The organism is Bacillus sp. MHSD_36, assembly GCF_030757775.1.
Taxonomy (GTDB): Bacteria; Bacillota; Bacilli; order Bacillales; family Bacillaceae_G; genus Bacillus_A.
The window spans coordinates 233,556-250,427 of the sequence record NZ_JAVBIS010000005.1 but is presented as its reverse complement, the minus strand read 5'-3'; the positions used below and the strand labels follow the sequence as shown (position 1 = coordinate 250,427).

At 37.3% G+C, this 16,872-nt stretch carries 13 protein-coding genes and 1 riboswitch; of the genes, 6 read left to right on the top strand and 7 right to left on the bottom strand.

Translation table 11 applies throughout. The annotated features are described in order from the left end of the window. Positions 1 to 140: 140 nt before the first annotated feature. The 5 genes from Q9B79_RS21190 to gapN all read right to left on the bottom strand — a co-directional run bounded on the left by Q9B79_RS21190 (position 141) and on the right by gapN (position 7,506). Entirely contained in the window at positions 141 to 656 is a 516-nt protein-coding gene (locus Q9B79_RS21190) for a type 1 glutamine amidotransferase domain-containing protein (RefSeq protein ID WP_000037553.1), read from the bottom strand. Between the two features lie 23 nt (positions 657 to 679). Continuing rightward, entirely contained in the window at positions 680 to 2,677 is a 1,998-nt protein-coding gene (locus tag Q9B79_RS21185; protein WP_306187347.1) for a catalase, read from the bottom strand. Between the two features lie 190 nt (positions 2,678 to 2,867). Further along, positions 2,868 to 4,067, bottom strand: a complete 1,200-nt coding sequence (locus Q9B79_RS21180) for an ABC transporter permease (protein WP_306187345.1) — start codon at positions 4,065 to 4,067, stop codon at positions 2,868 to 2,870. Positions 4,068 to 4,127: 60 nt separating this feature from the next. Next, positions 4,128 to 5,552 carry an amino acid permease gene (locus tag Q9B79_RS21175; RefSeq protein WP_001186318.1) on the bottom strand — a complete coding sequence of 475 codons (1,425 nt, stop codon included), beginning with the start codon at positions 5,550 to 5,552 and terminating at the stop codon, positions 4,128 to 4,130. 147 nt (positions 5,553 to 5,699) lie between these two features. Further along, positions 5,700 to 5,888: riboswitch (Lysine riboswitch) on the bottom strand. A 178-nt stretch (positions 5,889 to 6,066) separates the two neighbouring features. Then, positions 6,067 to 7,506, bottom strand: coding sequence for an NADP-dependent glyceraldehyde-3-phosphate dehydrogenase (gene gapN, locus Q9B79_RS21170; protein ID WP_306187342.1), 1,440 nt, complete (start codon positions 7,504 to 7,506; stop codon positions 6,067 to 6,069). A 596-nt stretch (positions 7,507 to 8,102) separates the two neighbouring features. Between gapN and Q9B79_RS21165 the strand changes: the two genes are divergently transcribed. From Q9B79_RS21165 to Q9B79_RS21145, 5 genes are all read left to right on the top strand, one after another. Continuing rightward, complete coding sequence (locus Q9B79_RS21165; RefSeq protein ID WP_306187340.1) at positions 8,103 to 9,863, top strand: ABC transporter ATP-binding protein; 1,761 nt, start codon at positions 8,103 to 8,105, stop codon at positions 9,861 to 9,863. Then, positions 9,860 to 11,860 carry an ABC transporter ATP-binding protein gene (locus Q9B79_RS21160; protein WP_306187338.1) on the top strand — a complete coding sequence of 667 codons (2,001 nt, stop codon included), beginning with the start codon at positions 9,860 to 9,862 and terminating at the stop codon, positions 11,858 to 11,860. The genes Q9B79_RS21165 and Q9B79_RS21160 overlap by 4 nt, the downstream gene beginning before the upstream one ends. A gap of 272 nt (positions 11,861 to 12,132) precedes the next feature. Beyond that, the gene (locus Q9B79_RS21155; RefSeq protein WP_306187336.1) at positions 12,133 to 12,930 is read left to right on the top strand and encodes an amino acid ABC transporter substrate-binding protein; all 798 of its coding nucleotides are present in this window, start codon (positions 12,133 to 12,135) and stop codon (positions 12,928 to 12,930) included. Next, positions 12,917 to 13,615 carry an amino acid ABC transporter permease gene (locus Q9B79_RS21150; protein WP_029437600.1) on the top strand — a complete coding sequence of 233 codons (699 nt, stop codon included), beginning with the start codon at positions 12,917 to 12,919 and terminating at the stop codon, positions 13,613 to 13,615. The genes Q9B79_RS21155 and Q9B79_RS21150 overlap by 14 nt, the downstream gene beginning before the upstream one ends. Positions 13,616 to 13,643: 28 nt before the next feature. After that, complete coding sequence (locus Q9B79_RS21145; RefSeq protein WP_001970173.1) at positions 13,644 to 14,378, top strand: amino acid ABC transporter ATP-binding protein; 735 nt, start codon at positions 13,644 to 13,646, stop codon at positions 14,376 to 14,378. Between the two features lie 203 nt (positions 14,379 to 14,581). Here Q9B79_RS21145 and sasP read toward each other — a convergent pair whose 3' ends face one another. After that, a complete protein-coding gene (gene sasP / locus Q9B79_RS21140) occupies positions 14,582 to 14,785 on the bottom strand; it encodes a small acid-soluble spore protein, SasP family (RefSeq protein WP_000013338.1) in 204 nt (67 codons plus the stop codon). Positions 14,786 to 15,141: 356 nt separating this feature from the next. Here sasP and Q9B79_RS21135 point away from each other — a divergent pair, with 356 nt between their 5' ends. Continuing rightward, positions 15,142 to 15,387, top strand: a complete 246-nt coding sequence (locus Q9B79_RS21135) for a hypothetical protein (RefSeq protein ID WP_306187330.1) — start codon at positions 15,142 to 15,144, stop codon at positions 15,385 to 15,387. Between the two features lie 16 nt (positions 15,388 to 15,403). Here the strand turns inward: Q9B79_RS21135 and Q9B79_RS21130 are convergent, their stop codons facing one another. Beyond that, the gene (locus Q9B79_RS21130; protein ID WP_306187326.1) at positions 15,404 to 16,864 is read right to left on the bottom strand and encodes a YheC/YheD family endospore coat-associated protein; all 1,461 of its coding nucleotides are present in this window, start codon (positions 16,862 to 16,864) and stop codon (positions 15,404 to 15,406) included. Positions 16,865 to 16,872: the final 8 nt, after the last annotated feature.

The following is a 16,872-nucleotide window of genomic DNA, read 5'->3' as shown; positions in this document are numbered from 1 at the left end:
TGAAAAGTGATTAGAAATTTTGGGGCAAGAAAAGAGGGTGTCTCAAAAGATTATTGAAAATGAGATTCTTTTTGCTTTTTTATACAAATCAAAAGGTTAACCAACGTAGCTAAACAGCTATTTTGGTTAACCTCTAATAACTATCCTAATATACGCAATGATTCTTCAATAAACGCTGGGATATCCTCTGGTTGTCTACTTGTTACTAGCTGATTTTGGCATACGACAACCTCTTTGTCATGAAAATTTCCGCCGGCATTTTTCAAATCGACCGCAATGGATTTATATCCAGTCACATCGCGTCCTTCAAGTGTTTGTGCAGTGATGAGTAATTGGGGTCCGTGACAAATAGCAAAAACAGGTTTTTTCGCATCCATAAATGCTTTGCTAAAGCGAACGAAACGTTCATCTGCACGAAGTATATCTGGGGAAAATCCGCCTGGTATGAAGAGGGCATCAAAGTTCTCTGGAGAAACATCATCGATACCTTTATCAATTACAACTTCACTTTTTCCTTGTTTACCGTGTACCGTTTTACCTTTTTCTGCTTCAATAGTTGTTAATTCATATCCCTTTTGTTTAAAAGCTTCTGCTGGCTCTGTGTATTCTGTGTCCTCGAAATAATCTGTTATTAAAGTAGCAATTTTTTTACTCATTCTAATCCGCTCCTTACATTATATTATCGGTTCCAGAATCGTCCTTGGGCGATGCCTTCTATAAATGATTCAATTGAAGTATCTGTTAAGTTGTAAACTCCTGCCTCATGCAGTTTAACCTTACTATGGTCTAAAGCATGAGGGTCGCTAAGGACATAGGCTATTGGTTTAAAGTGTTTAAAAGTAGTTTCTGCAAATTCTAAAACAGGGGGGTGAATGACAGATTCACTACTAAACACTAATACTGCATCAAAAAGTGAGGAGTCTGCTGTTGTATAAGTATCCGTTACTTTAATGGAATCATTGAAATGATGAATTTTATTATCTATGATTCCATAGTTAATTCGGTGCTGTGCAAAAGCTTGAATCCATTCGGACAGAAGGGAGACGCTTGGGTCACCATTCAATAGAATTGCCACGTTTTTGGAATCCGCTTTAAAAATAGTATTGGACATGCTCAGTGCAGGTGATTTTGCATCCGAATTTATTTCATGATTTTCCTTAGGCAAGGGAGCTCCAATCATGTTAGCGACTTCCTTTGCTAATTGACGATCGACGTGGTTTAAAAGAGCAATTACATTTGCCTTCACCATGTCTGATTTGCACTTCCCAACTTCAAAGCAAAATGCGTCTTTTATGTGCTGCTTTTCAATAGGATTCATACTATTGTAGAAAAGTTTAGCTTGAGAATAAAAGTTAAGGAAGCTTTTACTGCGACCTCTAATTTTATGACCATCAATCTTTTCTTGATAATGCTCATATCCGCCCTGTTCGGCTTGGACGGTTGCTGGTTGATTATTATTTAAGCCATTAGGATGATAGCTTGTTTGACCGCGATGAATCTGCATTTGATGCATACCATCACGTTGATTATTATGAAAAGGACATACAGGCTTGTTAATAGGAATTTGGTGAAAATTAGGGCCTCCTAAACGAGATAATTGTGTATCTGTATAGGAGAACAATCTTCCTTGCAGAAGAGGATCATTTGAAAAATCAATACCTGGCACGACATGGCCAGGGTGAAAAGCTACCTGTTCCGTTTCGGCAAAGAAGTTATCAACATTTTTGTTGAGTGTCATTTTGCCAACTAGTTTTACAGGAACTTCTTCTTCAGGCCATAGTTTCGTTGGATCTAAAATGTCAAAATCAAATGCATGCTCATCTTCTTCTGGAATTAACTGTAATCCAAGCTCCCATTCCGGATAATCGCCTTTTTCAATTGCTTCGTATAAATCTTGACGATGGAAATCAGGATTTTTCCCAGCAATCCTTTGAGCTTCATCCCATACTAATGAATGAACTCCGAGGGTAGGTTTCCAGTGAAACTTTACGAAGTGGGCTTTTCCTTCTTTATTAATGAGTCGAAATGTATGAACTCCAAAACCTTCCATCATCCGTAAACTACGCGGAATTGCGCGATCACTCATCTGCCACATCACCATATGAGTAGACTCGGGATTATGCGCAACAAAATCCCAAAATGTATCATGAGCACTAGCTCCCTGAGGAATATCATTATGTGGCTCTGGTTTAACTGCATGGACAAAATCAGGGAATTTAATAGCATCTTGGATAAAGAATACTGGCATATTATTACCTACTAAATCATAGTTACCTTCATCTGTATAAAATTTTGTGGCGAATCCGCGCACATCTCTTACTGTGTCATTGGATCCTTTAGAGCCTTGAACGGTTGAGAACCGTACAAATACAGGTGTTTTTTTTGAAGGATTAGTAAGGAAATCTGCTTTTGTATATGCTTCTAAAGATTCATAAAGCTGAAAATGACCATGTGCTCCAACTCCGCGTGCATGAACAATTCTTTCAGGAATTCGTTCATGATCAAAGTGGGTCATTTTCTCGCGAAAGTGGAAATCCTCCATTAAGGTTGGACCTCTTAAGCCCATCTTTAAAGAGAATTCATCCTCGGCTATTTTTACTCCTTGGTTTGTTGTTAAAGCATGTTTGCGTTGATTATCCGTAACGTGATGTTCCAATTGCTCCATTTTCTTATTCACAATATAGGCACCTCCTTTTTCCTGTTAATTTAATACATACCCTGTTTATTAGGACGTAAACATGTATTATCGTTTTTATGTAAAAATCATAAAACATCGGTTGTACCGGTGATTCTTATTTAAGGAAGAAAAATAAGAAAACCAAGGAGATCATTTATTTTCTCCTTGGCTTTTAAGATAATTCTTTTCGTTAAAACGAAGAAACACGTTGCTTCGTTTTTGGTACAATAATAAATTTGATCCAGAGTAACCCGAAAATCATAATGATAAGGCTATGTAAAAATTGACCTGTAGCAATGAGTATAACAATTGAAAATAAAATGAGTTGAATGTTTAGCAATATAAAGATTAGGTGAAGAAATTGCTCCATTCGTTTTTCAGTATCAATTGGATATAATGCTACAATAATATTTCCCGAAAAATATTTCCACAGGGAACGGAGCTGCATAGAAATCATATATAGAACGATATATGCGATAGCGCCTTTTACGTATATGTTTGGTATAAAATATAAGGCGAAGGAACCAATCAATCCTAAGCGGATATATATACCGAAATAATCATTCCCACGTAAAAATGCGAGTGTATGTAAATAGAAGAAAGTTGCTTGCTTTTTATGTAATAAAGGTTCGATCCAATTTGTAAGCCATTTTCGTTTATTTACTTGCTTATTCAGTTGCGGAACATCGGTGAAAATGCTAGCAAATTGATAAAAATGAATGTTCATTTTTTCTTCTTGTTGAATTATGTAATCCCACGGTATTCGTTTTGTAGGCTGTTTTTTCGTATATAGAAGCAGGAAAGCAAGTAGTAATAGTAATCCGCCTAATATGAGAACATGTGCCGAGTAAAACAGCATGTAAATAATGAGTGCGTTACAAGCAATACGAATAATGAGCCATATGCTTTTTTCATGACTATCACGCCACATCCAATGTATGTATATGTTCCAAGCTTTCGTAACCATTAAAACGATAAAAATCGTACATAAGAAAGGTACCGTTACTTGTAATGATTGCATGGCAAGTGGAACGAGAATAAGGAATGTGAACAATAATGGAAAAAGCTGAATGATGTAATTATATAGAAGAGATTTTTGGAAATAAGATGTTAGTTTCTCTTCTAATGCAAGTAAATATACAGCATCAGGTTTTTGAATAAATGTACGGATAGGGCATCTCGTTATAATGAGTGTAAGTACAATCATTATAAGTAGTAAAGATATTCCTTTAGAAGGAGATGCTTTTAAAAACTGAGCATAGTAGTATGCGCCAACGCATGAAATAAAGATAAAGCTATATAGTAAACCGTTAATCATACGTGCAAAGTATGTAATGATATTTTGCATATGTTGTTGGAAGCGACTGCTCCATAGCGATTCGATTGACATGTTTTTCACCTCTTTGTTCTATTATATATGTTTTACAAAAGAAAAAACGAGCAAATTGCGTTATGCAACTTGCCCGTTTTTCTTTTCGTTATTTTTTTTCTGATCACGATTCATTAATGGATAGAATGCAAAGCCGATTACGAATAAACCAATTCCGAGAAGGAATGTTTTTATATCGGCTGCGCCCGTTTTAATAACCCATAGTGCGTAGCAAAGTGCGATTACTGCGACTATACCATCTGTAATTCTTGCCCGCATTTCATTTTTATACGTTTCACCAGTAGCGACTAGTTTTAACTGGAAGATTGGTGAAACGAGATATGGAATGAGGTAGGCCAATGTTGATACGGTAATAACGAATGTATAAGCTTCCGCAATTGTTCCTGATAATGTTGAGAATAAGAACACTTGCGACATAATGTTTGTTAATCGTAATGAGTAAATTGGACTTCCTTTTTTATTTGTTTTCGTGAAGAAGGAAGGGAAGAAACCTTCTTTTGCTGCTTGGTATGGTACTTCTGAGCTTAATAAAATCCAGCCTAAGATGGAACCGAATAGGGAAGTAAGAGCAAGTAATGCCATCAGTTTCCCACCGCCATGACCCATTGCAGCGTTTAGTGCATCTGCTAATGGACGTTCAGAAGCTTGTAATGTATCAACGTGAAGTACACCCATTGTTAAAATTGTAATTCCTAAGTAAATCGCAACGGTAATAAGTAAGCCTGCAACTGTTGCACGTTTTACCGTTTTTGGAGAAACAGCACGGTTTGATAGAAGAACCGCTGATTCAATTCCGATAAAAGCCCAAAGCGTTGTAAGAGCAGCTAAGTTTACTTGTGAAAGTAGGCCGTGTGATACACCTGATTTATCGATCATCGGTGTGTACCATTGTCCAAACTTAGAAGCTTCGAATGCAAATAACGTAACGACGATGAATAAAAGGAATCCAGTTACTTTCGTTGTTGTTGCTAAGAAGTTTAGCTTTCCAGCTCCGCTTACACCGTTCGTTAATATAATATGAGTTCCCCAAAGTAAGATGGAACAAATCGTAAATGTAATTAGTTTTCCGACTTCTACGTTAAAAGAACCGATTGAAAATAGTAGTCGTGTATCTTTCATAATGGGGAAGAAGAGTGATAAATATCCCGCAAATGATGTAATGATGGCAACGTTACTTGCCCAGTTTGCAACCCAATATCCCCATACCATACTGAAACCAGCCATTTTTTTCTTTTTTGGTGTTGAGAATAAAGCATATGCATGACTTTGTGGTCCTGTCGTTAAATCAGGACGACGAATTGCTAAATTACCGAAAACAAGAGCTAGCATTAAAACACCAAACCCTGTTGTTAACCAAGCTAAAGTGACACCGAGAGGGCTTGCTGTTTGTGCCAACGTACTTGGCACCATGAAAATACCAGCGCCAACCATGTTACCGACAACGAAAGCTGTTAGTACCCAAAAGCCCCATTTTTTTTGTTGCATAGAAAATACCTCCAAAGTTAGTATAACCAAGTCAAGCGAGGAGATATGTATGTCTTCCTAAGTCAGGAAGAGAAGTCCCAAACAAAACAAAAAAAACACGTAATTTGTCGCTACATGCTTTCTATCTTATAAGAAACCCACGACATACCTCTCGATAGCTCTCCACAAACGAAGCGTTTCGTTTGTGACAGTTCTGCACTTATTAAATAGCAGACCCAGCAAGCGTGCATAGTGGACACGGGCTTACTTCGGCAATCATTCCTTTCTCATTCCTTCATCAATGCCACTACATCTCCTGAAATGATACTCTTAATGACTGCAACCTCTACCTCACCGAGATACGAATGAGGATTTAAATATTAAATTAACGTATTTAAGAGTAACAAATGAATTTTTATACGTCAATGGATATGGTAATAATTAGATTATAGAGAATAGTTTGTGATTGATGATGAATAATTATTTGATATAAAAAGAAGCTGATCTAAAACGAGATCAGCTTCTACATATAAGATTAAACTAAGTTTAATACAGTTACTTTTTCACGTGTCATAGACTCAAGGCTCTTGCGAATACCTTGTGCGCCCATACCTGAACCTTTTACACCGATGAATGGGAAGTGGTCAGGGCCACGTTCTGTGCGTCCGTTAATTTGAACAGAACCAGTTTCGATTTTGTTAGCAATTGCAAATGCTTTGTTAATGTCTTTTGTGAAGACACTTGCTTGTAAGCCGAACTCTGATTTGTTAGCAATTTCAATTGCTTGCTCATCTGAAGAAACGCGGATGATTGGAAGGATTGGGCCGAATGGCTCTTCCCAAGCAACTTTCATTTCTTCTGTTACGTGGTCGATTAATGTTGGGTAAATTAAGTTACGCTCACGTTTGTTACCGATAACGATCGTAGCACCTTTTTCAACAGCGTCGTCAACTAAACCTTGAACGAAGTCAGCAGACTTGTCATCGATTAATGGAACGATTGTGCTATCTTGCTCTGGAGATCCAACTGATAGTTCCGCTACTTGCGCTTTTAATAAGTCAACAAGCTCGTCTGCTACGTTTTCGTGTACAAGTACACGTTTAATAGCTGTACAACGTTGACCAGAGTAAGAGAATGCACCGCTTACGATATGGTTTGCAGCATCTTGTAAGTCAGCATCTTCACGAACGATACCAGGGTCTTTCCCGCCAAGTTCTAACACAAGTGGAATCATTGCAGCTTTTTTTGCTAAATGTTTACCTGTGTTTGTACCACCTGTGAACGATACCATATTGATGCCTTCGTGTTCTACTAAGTAGTCACCAATTACAGAACCGCGTCCTGTCGCTACGTTCACAAGTCCTTTTGGAAGACCAGCTTTATGAAGTGCTTCAACCATCTTAATACCACTAATTGCGCCTTGAGTTGCTGGTTTGAAAATAACAGCGTTACCCATAATTAATGCTGGTGCAAGTTTTGCAGCAGATAAGTTTACTGGGTAGTTAAACGGTGCGATTGCTAATACAACACCAAGTGGTGCGCGTTGGATGATCGCAAGTTTAGATTTTGTACCGCCCGGGAAGCTATCGCCCATCATGCTTTCTCCGTGCATATGTAAAGCTTCTTCGATAGTGTAACGAATGAAGTCAGCTGTACGAACAACTTCTTTCTTCGCATCTTTATATCCTTTACCGACTTCTTTCATAATGATATCGGCAATTTCATCTTGCATATTTACGAGCTCATCAGCCCATTTATATAAATATTTTGCGCGATCTTGTAGAGGAGCTTCTGCCCATGATTTTTGAGCTTCTTTTGCAGATGCAATTGCTTCATCTACTTCTCCGCGAGTAATTGCTTGTACTTGTCCAATTACTTCGTGTAAGTATGGAGATGGAATTTCGATTGTTTCTCCTGAAGAGCTTTCTCTCCATTCTCCATTTAAATAAAATTTGTACGTATTGCTAGTTGTCATGATTAGTCCTCCTAAAATAGCAACTTGTAAGAGTGAGTATAAGGTGATTGTAGGGGGTTTGATAACATTTTTCAAATGAAATGTTTGTGAAAACGATTTCTTATTCTTTTTTTATTTTGTATGCCCTTTCTTACAGAACATTCCCTTATTTCAAAATGATGTAGTGTATATTTTCATGCGGTTTGTGAAAAAAACAATTGACAGAATACTCAATAAAGTTGTAAGATTATAAATGGAAAATAAATGAAGGGGGTGTGCGTAATGATTGTAATCGTAAATGTAATGGGCTTAGCTCTGTTAAATGGCAGAAAACATTCATATCATTACGCAACCCGTACGGATATATAGGGCATCTTTGTCTTATAAAAAGCGTACGTTGCGTATATCGTAACGTACGCTTTTATGCATTTCTGTGCATATCGTCAAGCGGCGGTATGCTTTTTTTTGTTTATTTTCCCTTGTTGAGTTCCAAGAAAAAACTTTGGAAGGTGGAAAAATGTGATGAGATTGTATGGGTTACGAAATGTAAATGTGATGGGTCTGGATAGTGGATAAAGAAATGAGAGGAAAATAAGAACGAGAAGGGAGAGGTTACATTGTTATCAGTATTACTAAAGTTAAAATGGTTTTTTAAAGAGCATTGGAAGAGATATAGTATCGCCATTGGAGCTCTTTTAATTGTAAATATAGTTGAAGTCATTCCCCCGAAAGTGTTAGGGATTACGATAGATAATATAAAAACAGGAACGTTATCGAACGAAGCTATTATACAGTCTATTCTTATTTTAATAGGGGTTACGATCGTTGGATATGGTCTTACTTTCGTTTGGCAACATCAGTTGTTTGGGGGAGCATTCGTACTGGAGAAGACGATGCGGTCTAAATTTATGGGACATTTACTGAAAATGACACCGACGTTTTATCAAAAAAATCGTACTGGTGATTTAATGGCGAGAGCGACAAATGATTTAAAAGCAATCGCTATGACAGCTGGTTTCGGTATATTAACGCTCGTGGATTCGAGTTTATATATGCTTACGATTGTCTTTATGATGGGATTTACAATTAGTTGGGAGCTTACATTTGCGGCACTTATACCGCTTCCGATTATGGCGTATGCGATGAATATATATGGAAAGAAATTGCATGAAAGATTTACTGTTGCGCAAGATGCATTCGGTGATATGAACGATAAAGTACTTGAGTCAATCGCTGGTGTACGTGTGATTCGTGCATACGTACAAGAAAATGCAGATCAAGAAAGATTTCATCAGTTAGGGGATGACGTCTACGAAAAGAATATGAAAGTAGCTAAAATTGATGCACTATTCCAACCAACTGTGAAAATGCTTGTCGGTCTTAGTTATTTAATTGGTTTAGTGTACGGTGCATATCTTGTATTTCAATCAAAGGTGACACTTGGTGAACTCGTTTCCTTTAACGTGTATTTAGGGATGATGATTTGGCCGATGTTTGCAATTGGCGAATTAATTAATGTTATGCAAAGAGGAAACGCTTCGTTAGACCGTGTAAATGAAACGTTAGCGTATGAACCAGATGTAAAGGATCCTAAAAATCCAAAGCTTGTACAAGAGCCGGATTATATTCAGTTTGATGATGTTACCTTTTCATATCCTTCATCAACTGAAACAAATTTAAAGAAGGTTTCGTTTACATTAAAACAAGGGGAAACGCTTGGTGTTGTCGGGAAAACAGGAAGCGGAAAGACGACGCTTGTCCGTCAGCTTCTTCGCCAATATCCGCTTGGAGATGGGGATATTGCAGTCTCTGATGTGACGCTAGATAAAATGACGAATGAAAATGTACTCGGCTGGATTGGATATGTACCTCAGGAACATATTTTGTTCTCAAAAACAGCGAGAGAAAATATTTTATTCGGAAATAGGGAAGCGACAGAAGAAGAACTCGAGAAAGCGATTGAAATCGCGGCGTTTAAAAAGGATTTAGAGTTTTTACCAGAAGGGTTAGAAACGCTCGTTGGAGAGAAAGGTGTTTCTTTATCAGGAGGGCAAAAACAAAGGATTTCGATTGCGCGAGCTGTTATACAAAATCCGGAAATTTTAATTTTGGACGATTCTTTATCAGCTGTTGATGCTCGTACAGAAGCAGCGATCATTGACAATATAAGAACAGAAAGAAGCGGAAAGACGACGATTATTACGACACACCGTCTATCTGCAGTTCAACATGCGGATTGGATTCTCGTTATGGATGAAGGGCAAGTAATAGAAGAAGGTACGCATGACCAGCTGATTAAGAGTGGAGGCTGGTATGCTGAGCAGTTTGAAAGACAACAAGGAGAAAGTGAAAGTGCGGATAGTGGGGTGAAAATATGAGCGTTTCGAAACGATTGTTTCAATATGCGATGAAAGTGAAAGGTACGATTTTTGCAGCGATGCTAATGTTATTTATTTTCGTTATCGCAGAGCTTGCTGGTCCATTCGTCGCGAAAACGATGATTGATGATCATATCGTTGGAATAGAGAAGCCTTGGTATGAAACAGAAAAGAGTGAAGAGGCTGTTTCGTATAATGGTGCCTTTTATAAGCGAAGCGATCGCTTCCAGGAAGGTGAGAAAAAAGGAAAAGAAGTACGCGTGATGCAGGTCGGTTTTCAATATTACTTTGTACCAAACAAAGTGAATGTTGAAGGGGCACGTTCTGTAAAAGATGATATGATTACCGTTCAAAATGGTAAGGCGGTGCAAGTATATAAAGCGAAAGCATTAACGAAAGAAGAAGTGTTTGCGTTTTATAAACCAGAAATAAACCGTTTACTCCTACTTGGTGGTGGCTATTTTGCTTTATTAGTAGTCGTATCATTGTTTGCATACGGAAAGCAATTTTTCTTACAGAAGGCAGCGAACAAAATTATTCAAATTATGAGGGAAGATGTGTTTTCTCATATTCAAACGTTGCCGATTCGTTATTTCGATCATTTACCAGCAGGGAAAATTGTATCGCGTGTCACGAATGATACGGAAGCCATTCGTGATTTATATGTAACGGTACTTGCGACATTCGTCTCTAGTATCATCTATATTATAGGGATATTTGCGGCATTATTTTTACTCGATGTAAAATTGGCAACGATATGTTTACTCATTATCCCGATATTAATCGTTTGGGCAATTCTTTATAGAAAGTATGCTTCTGTATACAATCATAAAATGCGTTCACGTTTATCTGATATTAACGGAACAGTGAATGAATCCATTCAAGGGATGCCAATTATTCAAGCGTTCCGTCAAGAGCGTGAAACGAAAAAAGAGTTTGATGAATTAAATGGAGATTATTTTAAGTATCAAAATAAAATTTTGAATTTAAATGCAGCAACTTCGCATAACTTAGTAGGTGTATTAAGAAATATCGCTTTCACAGGTGTGATTTGGTATTTCGGTGGTGCTTCATTAAGTGCTTCAGGTGTTATTTCACTAGGGATACTGTATGCGTTCGTTGATTATTTAACACGATTGTTCTCGCCGATTACAAATATGGTAAATCAGCTTGCTAACTTAGAACAATCGCGCGTTGCATCAGAACGTGTTTTTGAATTGTTAGAGGAAAAAGGGGAAGCAGTAGAAGAAGAACGTATGCCTCGCTTACAAGGAAATGTAAAGTTTGATAATGTGTCGTTTTCTTATAATGGAAAAGATGAAGTGTTAAAAAATATTTCTTTTGAAGCGAAACAAGGAGAGACAGTGGCACTTGTCGGTCATACTGGATCAGGAAAAAGTTCCATTATGAATGTACTCTTTCAGTTTTATGAGTTTGAAAAAGGTAAGCTAACGATTGACGGTCACGATGTAAAAGAGATGCCGAAACAAGCAACTCGTGAACATATGGGAATCGTACTGCAAGATCCGTTTTTATTTAGCGGAACAGTAGCATCTAATGTTAGTTTAGAGAATGAAAACATTTCAAAAGATCGCATCGTAAAAGCATTGCGTGATGTTGGTGCGGAAAGATTTGCAAACAATATAAATGAAGAAATTACGGAGAAAGGAAGTACACTTTCAACCGGAGAACGTCAGCTTATATCGTTTGCTAGAGCACTTGCATTTGATCCAGCCATTTTAATTTTAGATGAAGCGACGTCTAGTATTGATACAGAGACGGAGGCGATGATTCAACAAGCGTTAGAAGTTGTGAAAAAAGGAAGAACGACATTTATTATCGCTCACCGCCTTTCTACAATTAAAAGCGCAGATCAAATTATTGTACTCGATAGAGGAACGATTTTAGAAAAAGGGTCCCATGATGAACTAATGAAAAAGCGCGGGCGTTATTACGATATGTATAAAACGCAAATGGAAGGTAATCAGAGCGCTTAATACGTACGGGGGAGAACTTGCGATTTTCGCAAGTTCTTTTTTTAGTGAATCGCGGCAGTTAAATAAGAAGTATTATTTTACCTTTCCTACAATAAATGCTATATTAAAAAATGTTACTTATTTTTTGTATGTAGAGTTATTTTTCCCTTTTGTTTGATTATGAAGAAAAAGGATAAACTAAATAAGAACATTTTCATTGAAAAATTGTTCAAGATTGCATACAATCAATATAGTTTTTAAATTCCTATCAGAATACTTGGAGGATTACCATCATGAAAAAATTATTTTCAGTACTTGCAGTAACTACATTAGCGATTGGGATTGTAGCGGGCTGCGGTAAAGAAGAGAAAAAAGATACAGCTAGTCAAGACGCGTTACAAAAGATAAAACAAAGCGGTGAACTTGTAATTGGAACAGAAGGTACATACGCACCGTTCACATTCCATGATTCAAGCAATAAATTAACTGGATTTGACGTTGAACTATCAGAAGAAGTTGCAAAACGTTTAGGTGTAAAACCTGTATTTAAAGAAACACAATGGGATAGCTTACTTGCTGGTTTAGATGCGAAGCGTTTCGATATGGTTGCGAATGAAGTTGGTATTCGTGAAGATCGTCAAAAGAAATATGACTTCTCTAGTCCATACGTTTCATCTTCAGCGGTATTAGTTATTGCAAAAGATAAGGATAAACCTGCTACATTTGCTGATGTAAAAGGATTAAAAGCAGCACAATCTTTAACAAGTAACTATGCAGATATTGCTAAGAAAAATGGTGCGGAAATTACGAATGTAGAAGGCTTTAGCCAAGCAGCAGAATTATTAAATACTGGCCGTGTTGATTTCACAATCAATGATAAATTATCAGTGTTAAACTATTTAGAAACGAAAAAAGATGCAAAAATTAAAATTGTAGATACAGAAAAAGAAGCATCACAAAGTGGATTCTTATTCCGTAAAGGTAGCGACAAGCTAGTACAAGAAGTAAATAAAGCGTTAGAAGATATGAAAAAAGATGGTACGTACGATAAAATAGCGAAAAAATGGTTCGGTGAAAATGTATCTAAGTAGTGCATTGGTTTCAGATCGATTGTCTACTTGGATAGATATTATGCAGTCTTCCTTCATGCCTATGCTGAAGGAAGCTGTATTTACGACAATTCCATTAACGCTTATTACATTTATTATCGGAATTATACTTGCGACGTTAACGGCGCTTGCACGTATTTCAGGTAGTCGTATTTTACAATGGATTGCTCGTATCTATGTATCTATCATTCGCGGAACGCCACTTCTTGTACAGTTATTTATTATTTTCTATGGTCTTCCAACTCTTAATGTTGAAGTTGAGCCATATACAGCAGCAGTTATTGGATTTTCATTAAATGTCGGTGCATATGCATCTGAAATTATTCGTGCTTCTATCCTTTCTATTCCGAAAGGGCAGTGGGAAGCAGCTTACACAATTGGGATGACATATCCGCAAGCGTTAAAACGTGTTATTTTACCACAAGCAACGCGCGTATCCATTCCGCCGCTTTCGAATACATTTATTAGTTTAGTGAAAGATACTTCGTTAGCATCGTTAATTTTAGTAACAGAAATGTTCCGAAAAGCGCAGGAAATTGCGGCAATGAACTATGAGTTTTTAATTGTTTATTTCGAAGCAGGTCTTATTTATTGGGTTATTTGTTTCTTATTATCAATCGTACAACAGATGTTAGAAAAGCGTTCAGAACGCTACACATTAAAATAATCCTTTTACAAAAGGAGTTTTTGTTTTTATGATCTCAATTCAGCACTTACAAAAAAGTTTCGGAGATAATACCGTACTAAAGCATATAGATTTATCAGTTGAGAAGGGAGAAGTTGTTGTTATTATCGGGCCATCTGGATCTGGTAAAACGACATTCTTACGTTGTCTCAACGTGTTAGAAACACCGAACGCTGGTAGTATTCGCATCGGTAATAAAGAACTCGACTTCTCTCAAAAAGTAACGAAGAAAGATATTGTCAATCTTCGTACGCAAACAGGTATGGTATTCCAGCACCATAACTTATTCCCGCATTTAACAGCGCTTCAAAATGTAATGGAAGGGCTCGTTACAGTGAAAAAGATGGGGAAAGAAGAAGCGAAGAAAAAAGCAAACTATTTCCTTGAAAAAGTTGGTCTTGCGGATAAAGTAGACTTATATCCGTTCCAATTATCAGGCGGACAACAACAGCGCGTTGGAATTGCTCGCGCGCTTGCGATGGAGCCGGAAGTGTTACTATTTGATGAGCCGACGTCAGCACTTGATCCTGAACTCGTTCAAGAAGTTCTAAAAGTAATGAAGGAACTTGCTAAAGAAGGTATGACGATGGTAATTGTAACGCACGAAATGCGCTTTGCACATCAAATTGCGAACCGCGTTATCTTCATGGATGGCGGTGTCGTTGTCGAACAAGGTACACCAGAAGAAGTTTTTACAAATCCAAAAGAAGAACGTACGAAGAAGTTTTTACAAATGTTGCAATAAAGTGAAACTTTAATCAGTGGGGTTTTCTTCATCCCCCATTGATTATCAGCCCTCACCAATCGGACTTTTATGGGCAGTTGATTCCCCACCTAACTTCTTCGCTTTCGCTGAATTTTGAGGTGGGGGTCTTACTGCCCATTAAAGCGGGATAAATGAAGGAAGGTCTCAAGGCATATGCCTTGAGACCTTTTTGCCATATATATTTATTTGTGGAATCCGCCAAGGCTTTGCTCAGCCATTGCAACTAGACGTTTTGTAATTTCGCCACCAACAGAACCGTTAGCACGAGCCGTAGAATCTGCTCCTAATTGTACACCAAATTCTTGAGCGATTTCGTACTTCATTTGGTCGATTGCAGCTGTTGCTCCTGGTACTACTAATTGATTTGAAGAATTTTGGTTTGCCATAGGAATATATCCTCCTTAGAGTTATAAAAATTTTTTTGGTTGGACTAGCTGGAGTTGAACCAGATTATCGCCCCGTTTGGCGCTAATCCATCGGTAATTAAGTTTGTACTCATAGTATGGATGTTACCTAGAAAGATATACGAAATAATAATTTGTAAATTTTGTAAAAAAATCTTAGTGATTTCGTAAATTATGAAATAAGAGTAATCGTTGTATTTTTTAGAAAGAAGGTAAAACTAAGAGCGATATGAAATATATTTTTCTTTTTGTATCCTGCTATTTTGAGGAGAATGTAAGTAAGAATGGGGCAAGCCGCTCCTATACGTAGCTAGATACAATTATATGGAGGAATCGTGATGGGAATTTGCCCGCTTTGCAACGCATTAGAATCACAAACATATTCTTGTCAAAATTGCCAAAGTATACTCCAAGATTACGGGAAAACTGTAGATTACATAGACGATTATAGTGCGTATATGGATCAAGAATTATTAAGCGCAGTAGATGGTTTAACACATAATAATTCACAAGAGTACTGTAATCATGTTTTTTATTGCGGGATGTGTAATGTGGAAACAGAAGTTGTCGTAAAACTTGTGTAAATAGAAAACTTCCACCTTATGAATGAGGTGGAAGTTTTTGTTTTTGTATTTGTGAGTGAATCATAGGGGAAGGGATATGCTCGGTGTTTGAGGAAGCCTCTGATTTTATTTGAGACATTTTTTCCTTTGCATCGCGCAAAGAATGTTCAGTTAAGTAGATGGCATATTCGTAAAATAATTGGCGCGTTAGTTCACTCTGTTCTTTTAATTTGGCATCTTGGAATACAGTTCGCCCAGGTTTAGAGTTCGCTTCAAAGAGCCACGGGTTTTCCTGCGTGTCTAAACCGATATCAAAACCGATTTCTCCAATGTTTCCAGTTACTTGTTCATCGAGCGCGTAACTAATTTGTAAGGCTGTATGTTTTAATTTATTTTCAATTTGAACTTGTTTCGTTGAATCCGGAAAAAGTTCTTGTAGTAATTTTGTATCACCACCGCTATTTACATGCGTTGTTAAGCTACCTTTGCCAGCAATTTTTGCGACGATTGCACTGACCATCCATTGGCCGAAATGATTTTTATTTGTATGAATGCGAAAATCAACAGGTTGCCCGTCGAAGCGAAGTAAGGAAATACCTTGTTGTACGATAAACTTTTTTAAATCATGTCCTTTTAACACATGGTTTAGAAGTGTTTCTAATGATTGATACTTTCTTAGTTTGTTTGCTTCATTCTCGCGATAACGACAGTAGTAGCAATTCTCTGCTTGGGAATAAAATAGTTGATGAATATTTCTACCGAAGCTGCCGTGAATGGGTTTCATGTAAATCGATTTATACGTTCCGAGAAATCGTTCCACTTGTTCGAAGTGCTGAAATGTTTCTGTGTTTGGTAATAACGGCATAATGGATTCATCTTTCATAAGAAGTTGATGTACTTCCCATTTATTAAAAAAACCTGGGTTAAACCATGGAATCGCATAGTCATGCTCTAATTTTCTTTTTGCTCTTACGATCGGTTTATAATTTTCGGCTTTCCGATTTGGTAATCGGTCGTAAATGACATTCGGAAAAGGTACTTTTTTCTTAATCCATTGCCCTTCTTGAAAGAAGTATCCTTCAATTGTTTCATCTTCCCAGTCTATATGTTGCACACCAAAAACGAATACAAATGGTTGCAAAGTGAATGGGGGCGTTAGTAACTCGCCAAGAGAAGTTGAACGGCTTCCTAAAGGATTAGAAGAGTCATCGTTAAAACCGGTTGTAAAAATCCCGATTAATGGTCCGAAAATAATGGTTTCATTTTGAGTGAATGCATGGATGGTAGTGGATTGAGGAAGTAACAGCTTCTCTGCAATTTGTTTTCCGATAATGATTTCGCGAGTAAAGGAATAATGAATCTTCACCTCTTCACTGGCAACATGGCGTATGCCGAAGGAGAGGGATGTAATCGGTGGTGTAATGGAAAAAATATAAGGTAAAGTAATACTATTTGGATGCTCATCTGAAATGTTTAATGTATATATGTGCTCTTTCAAAATGAAAT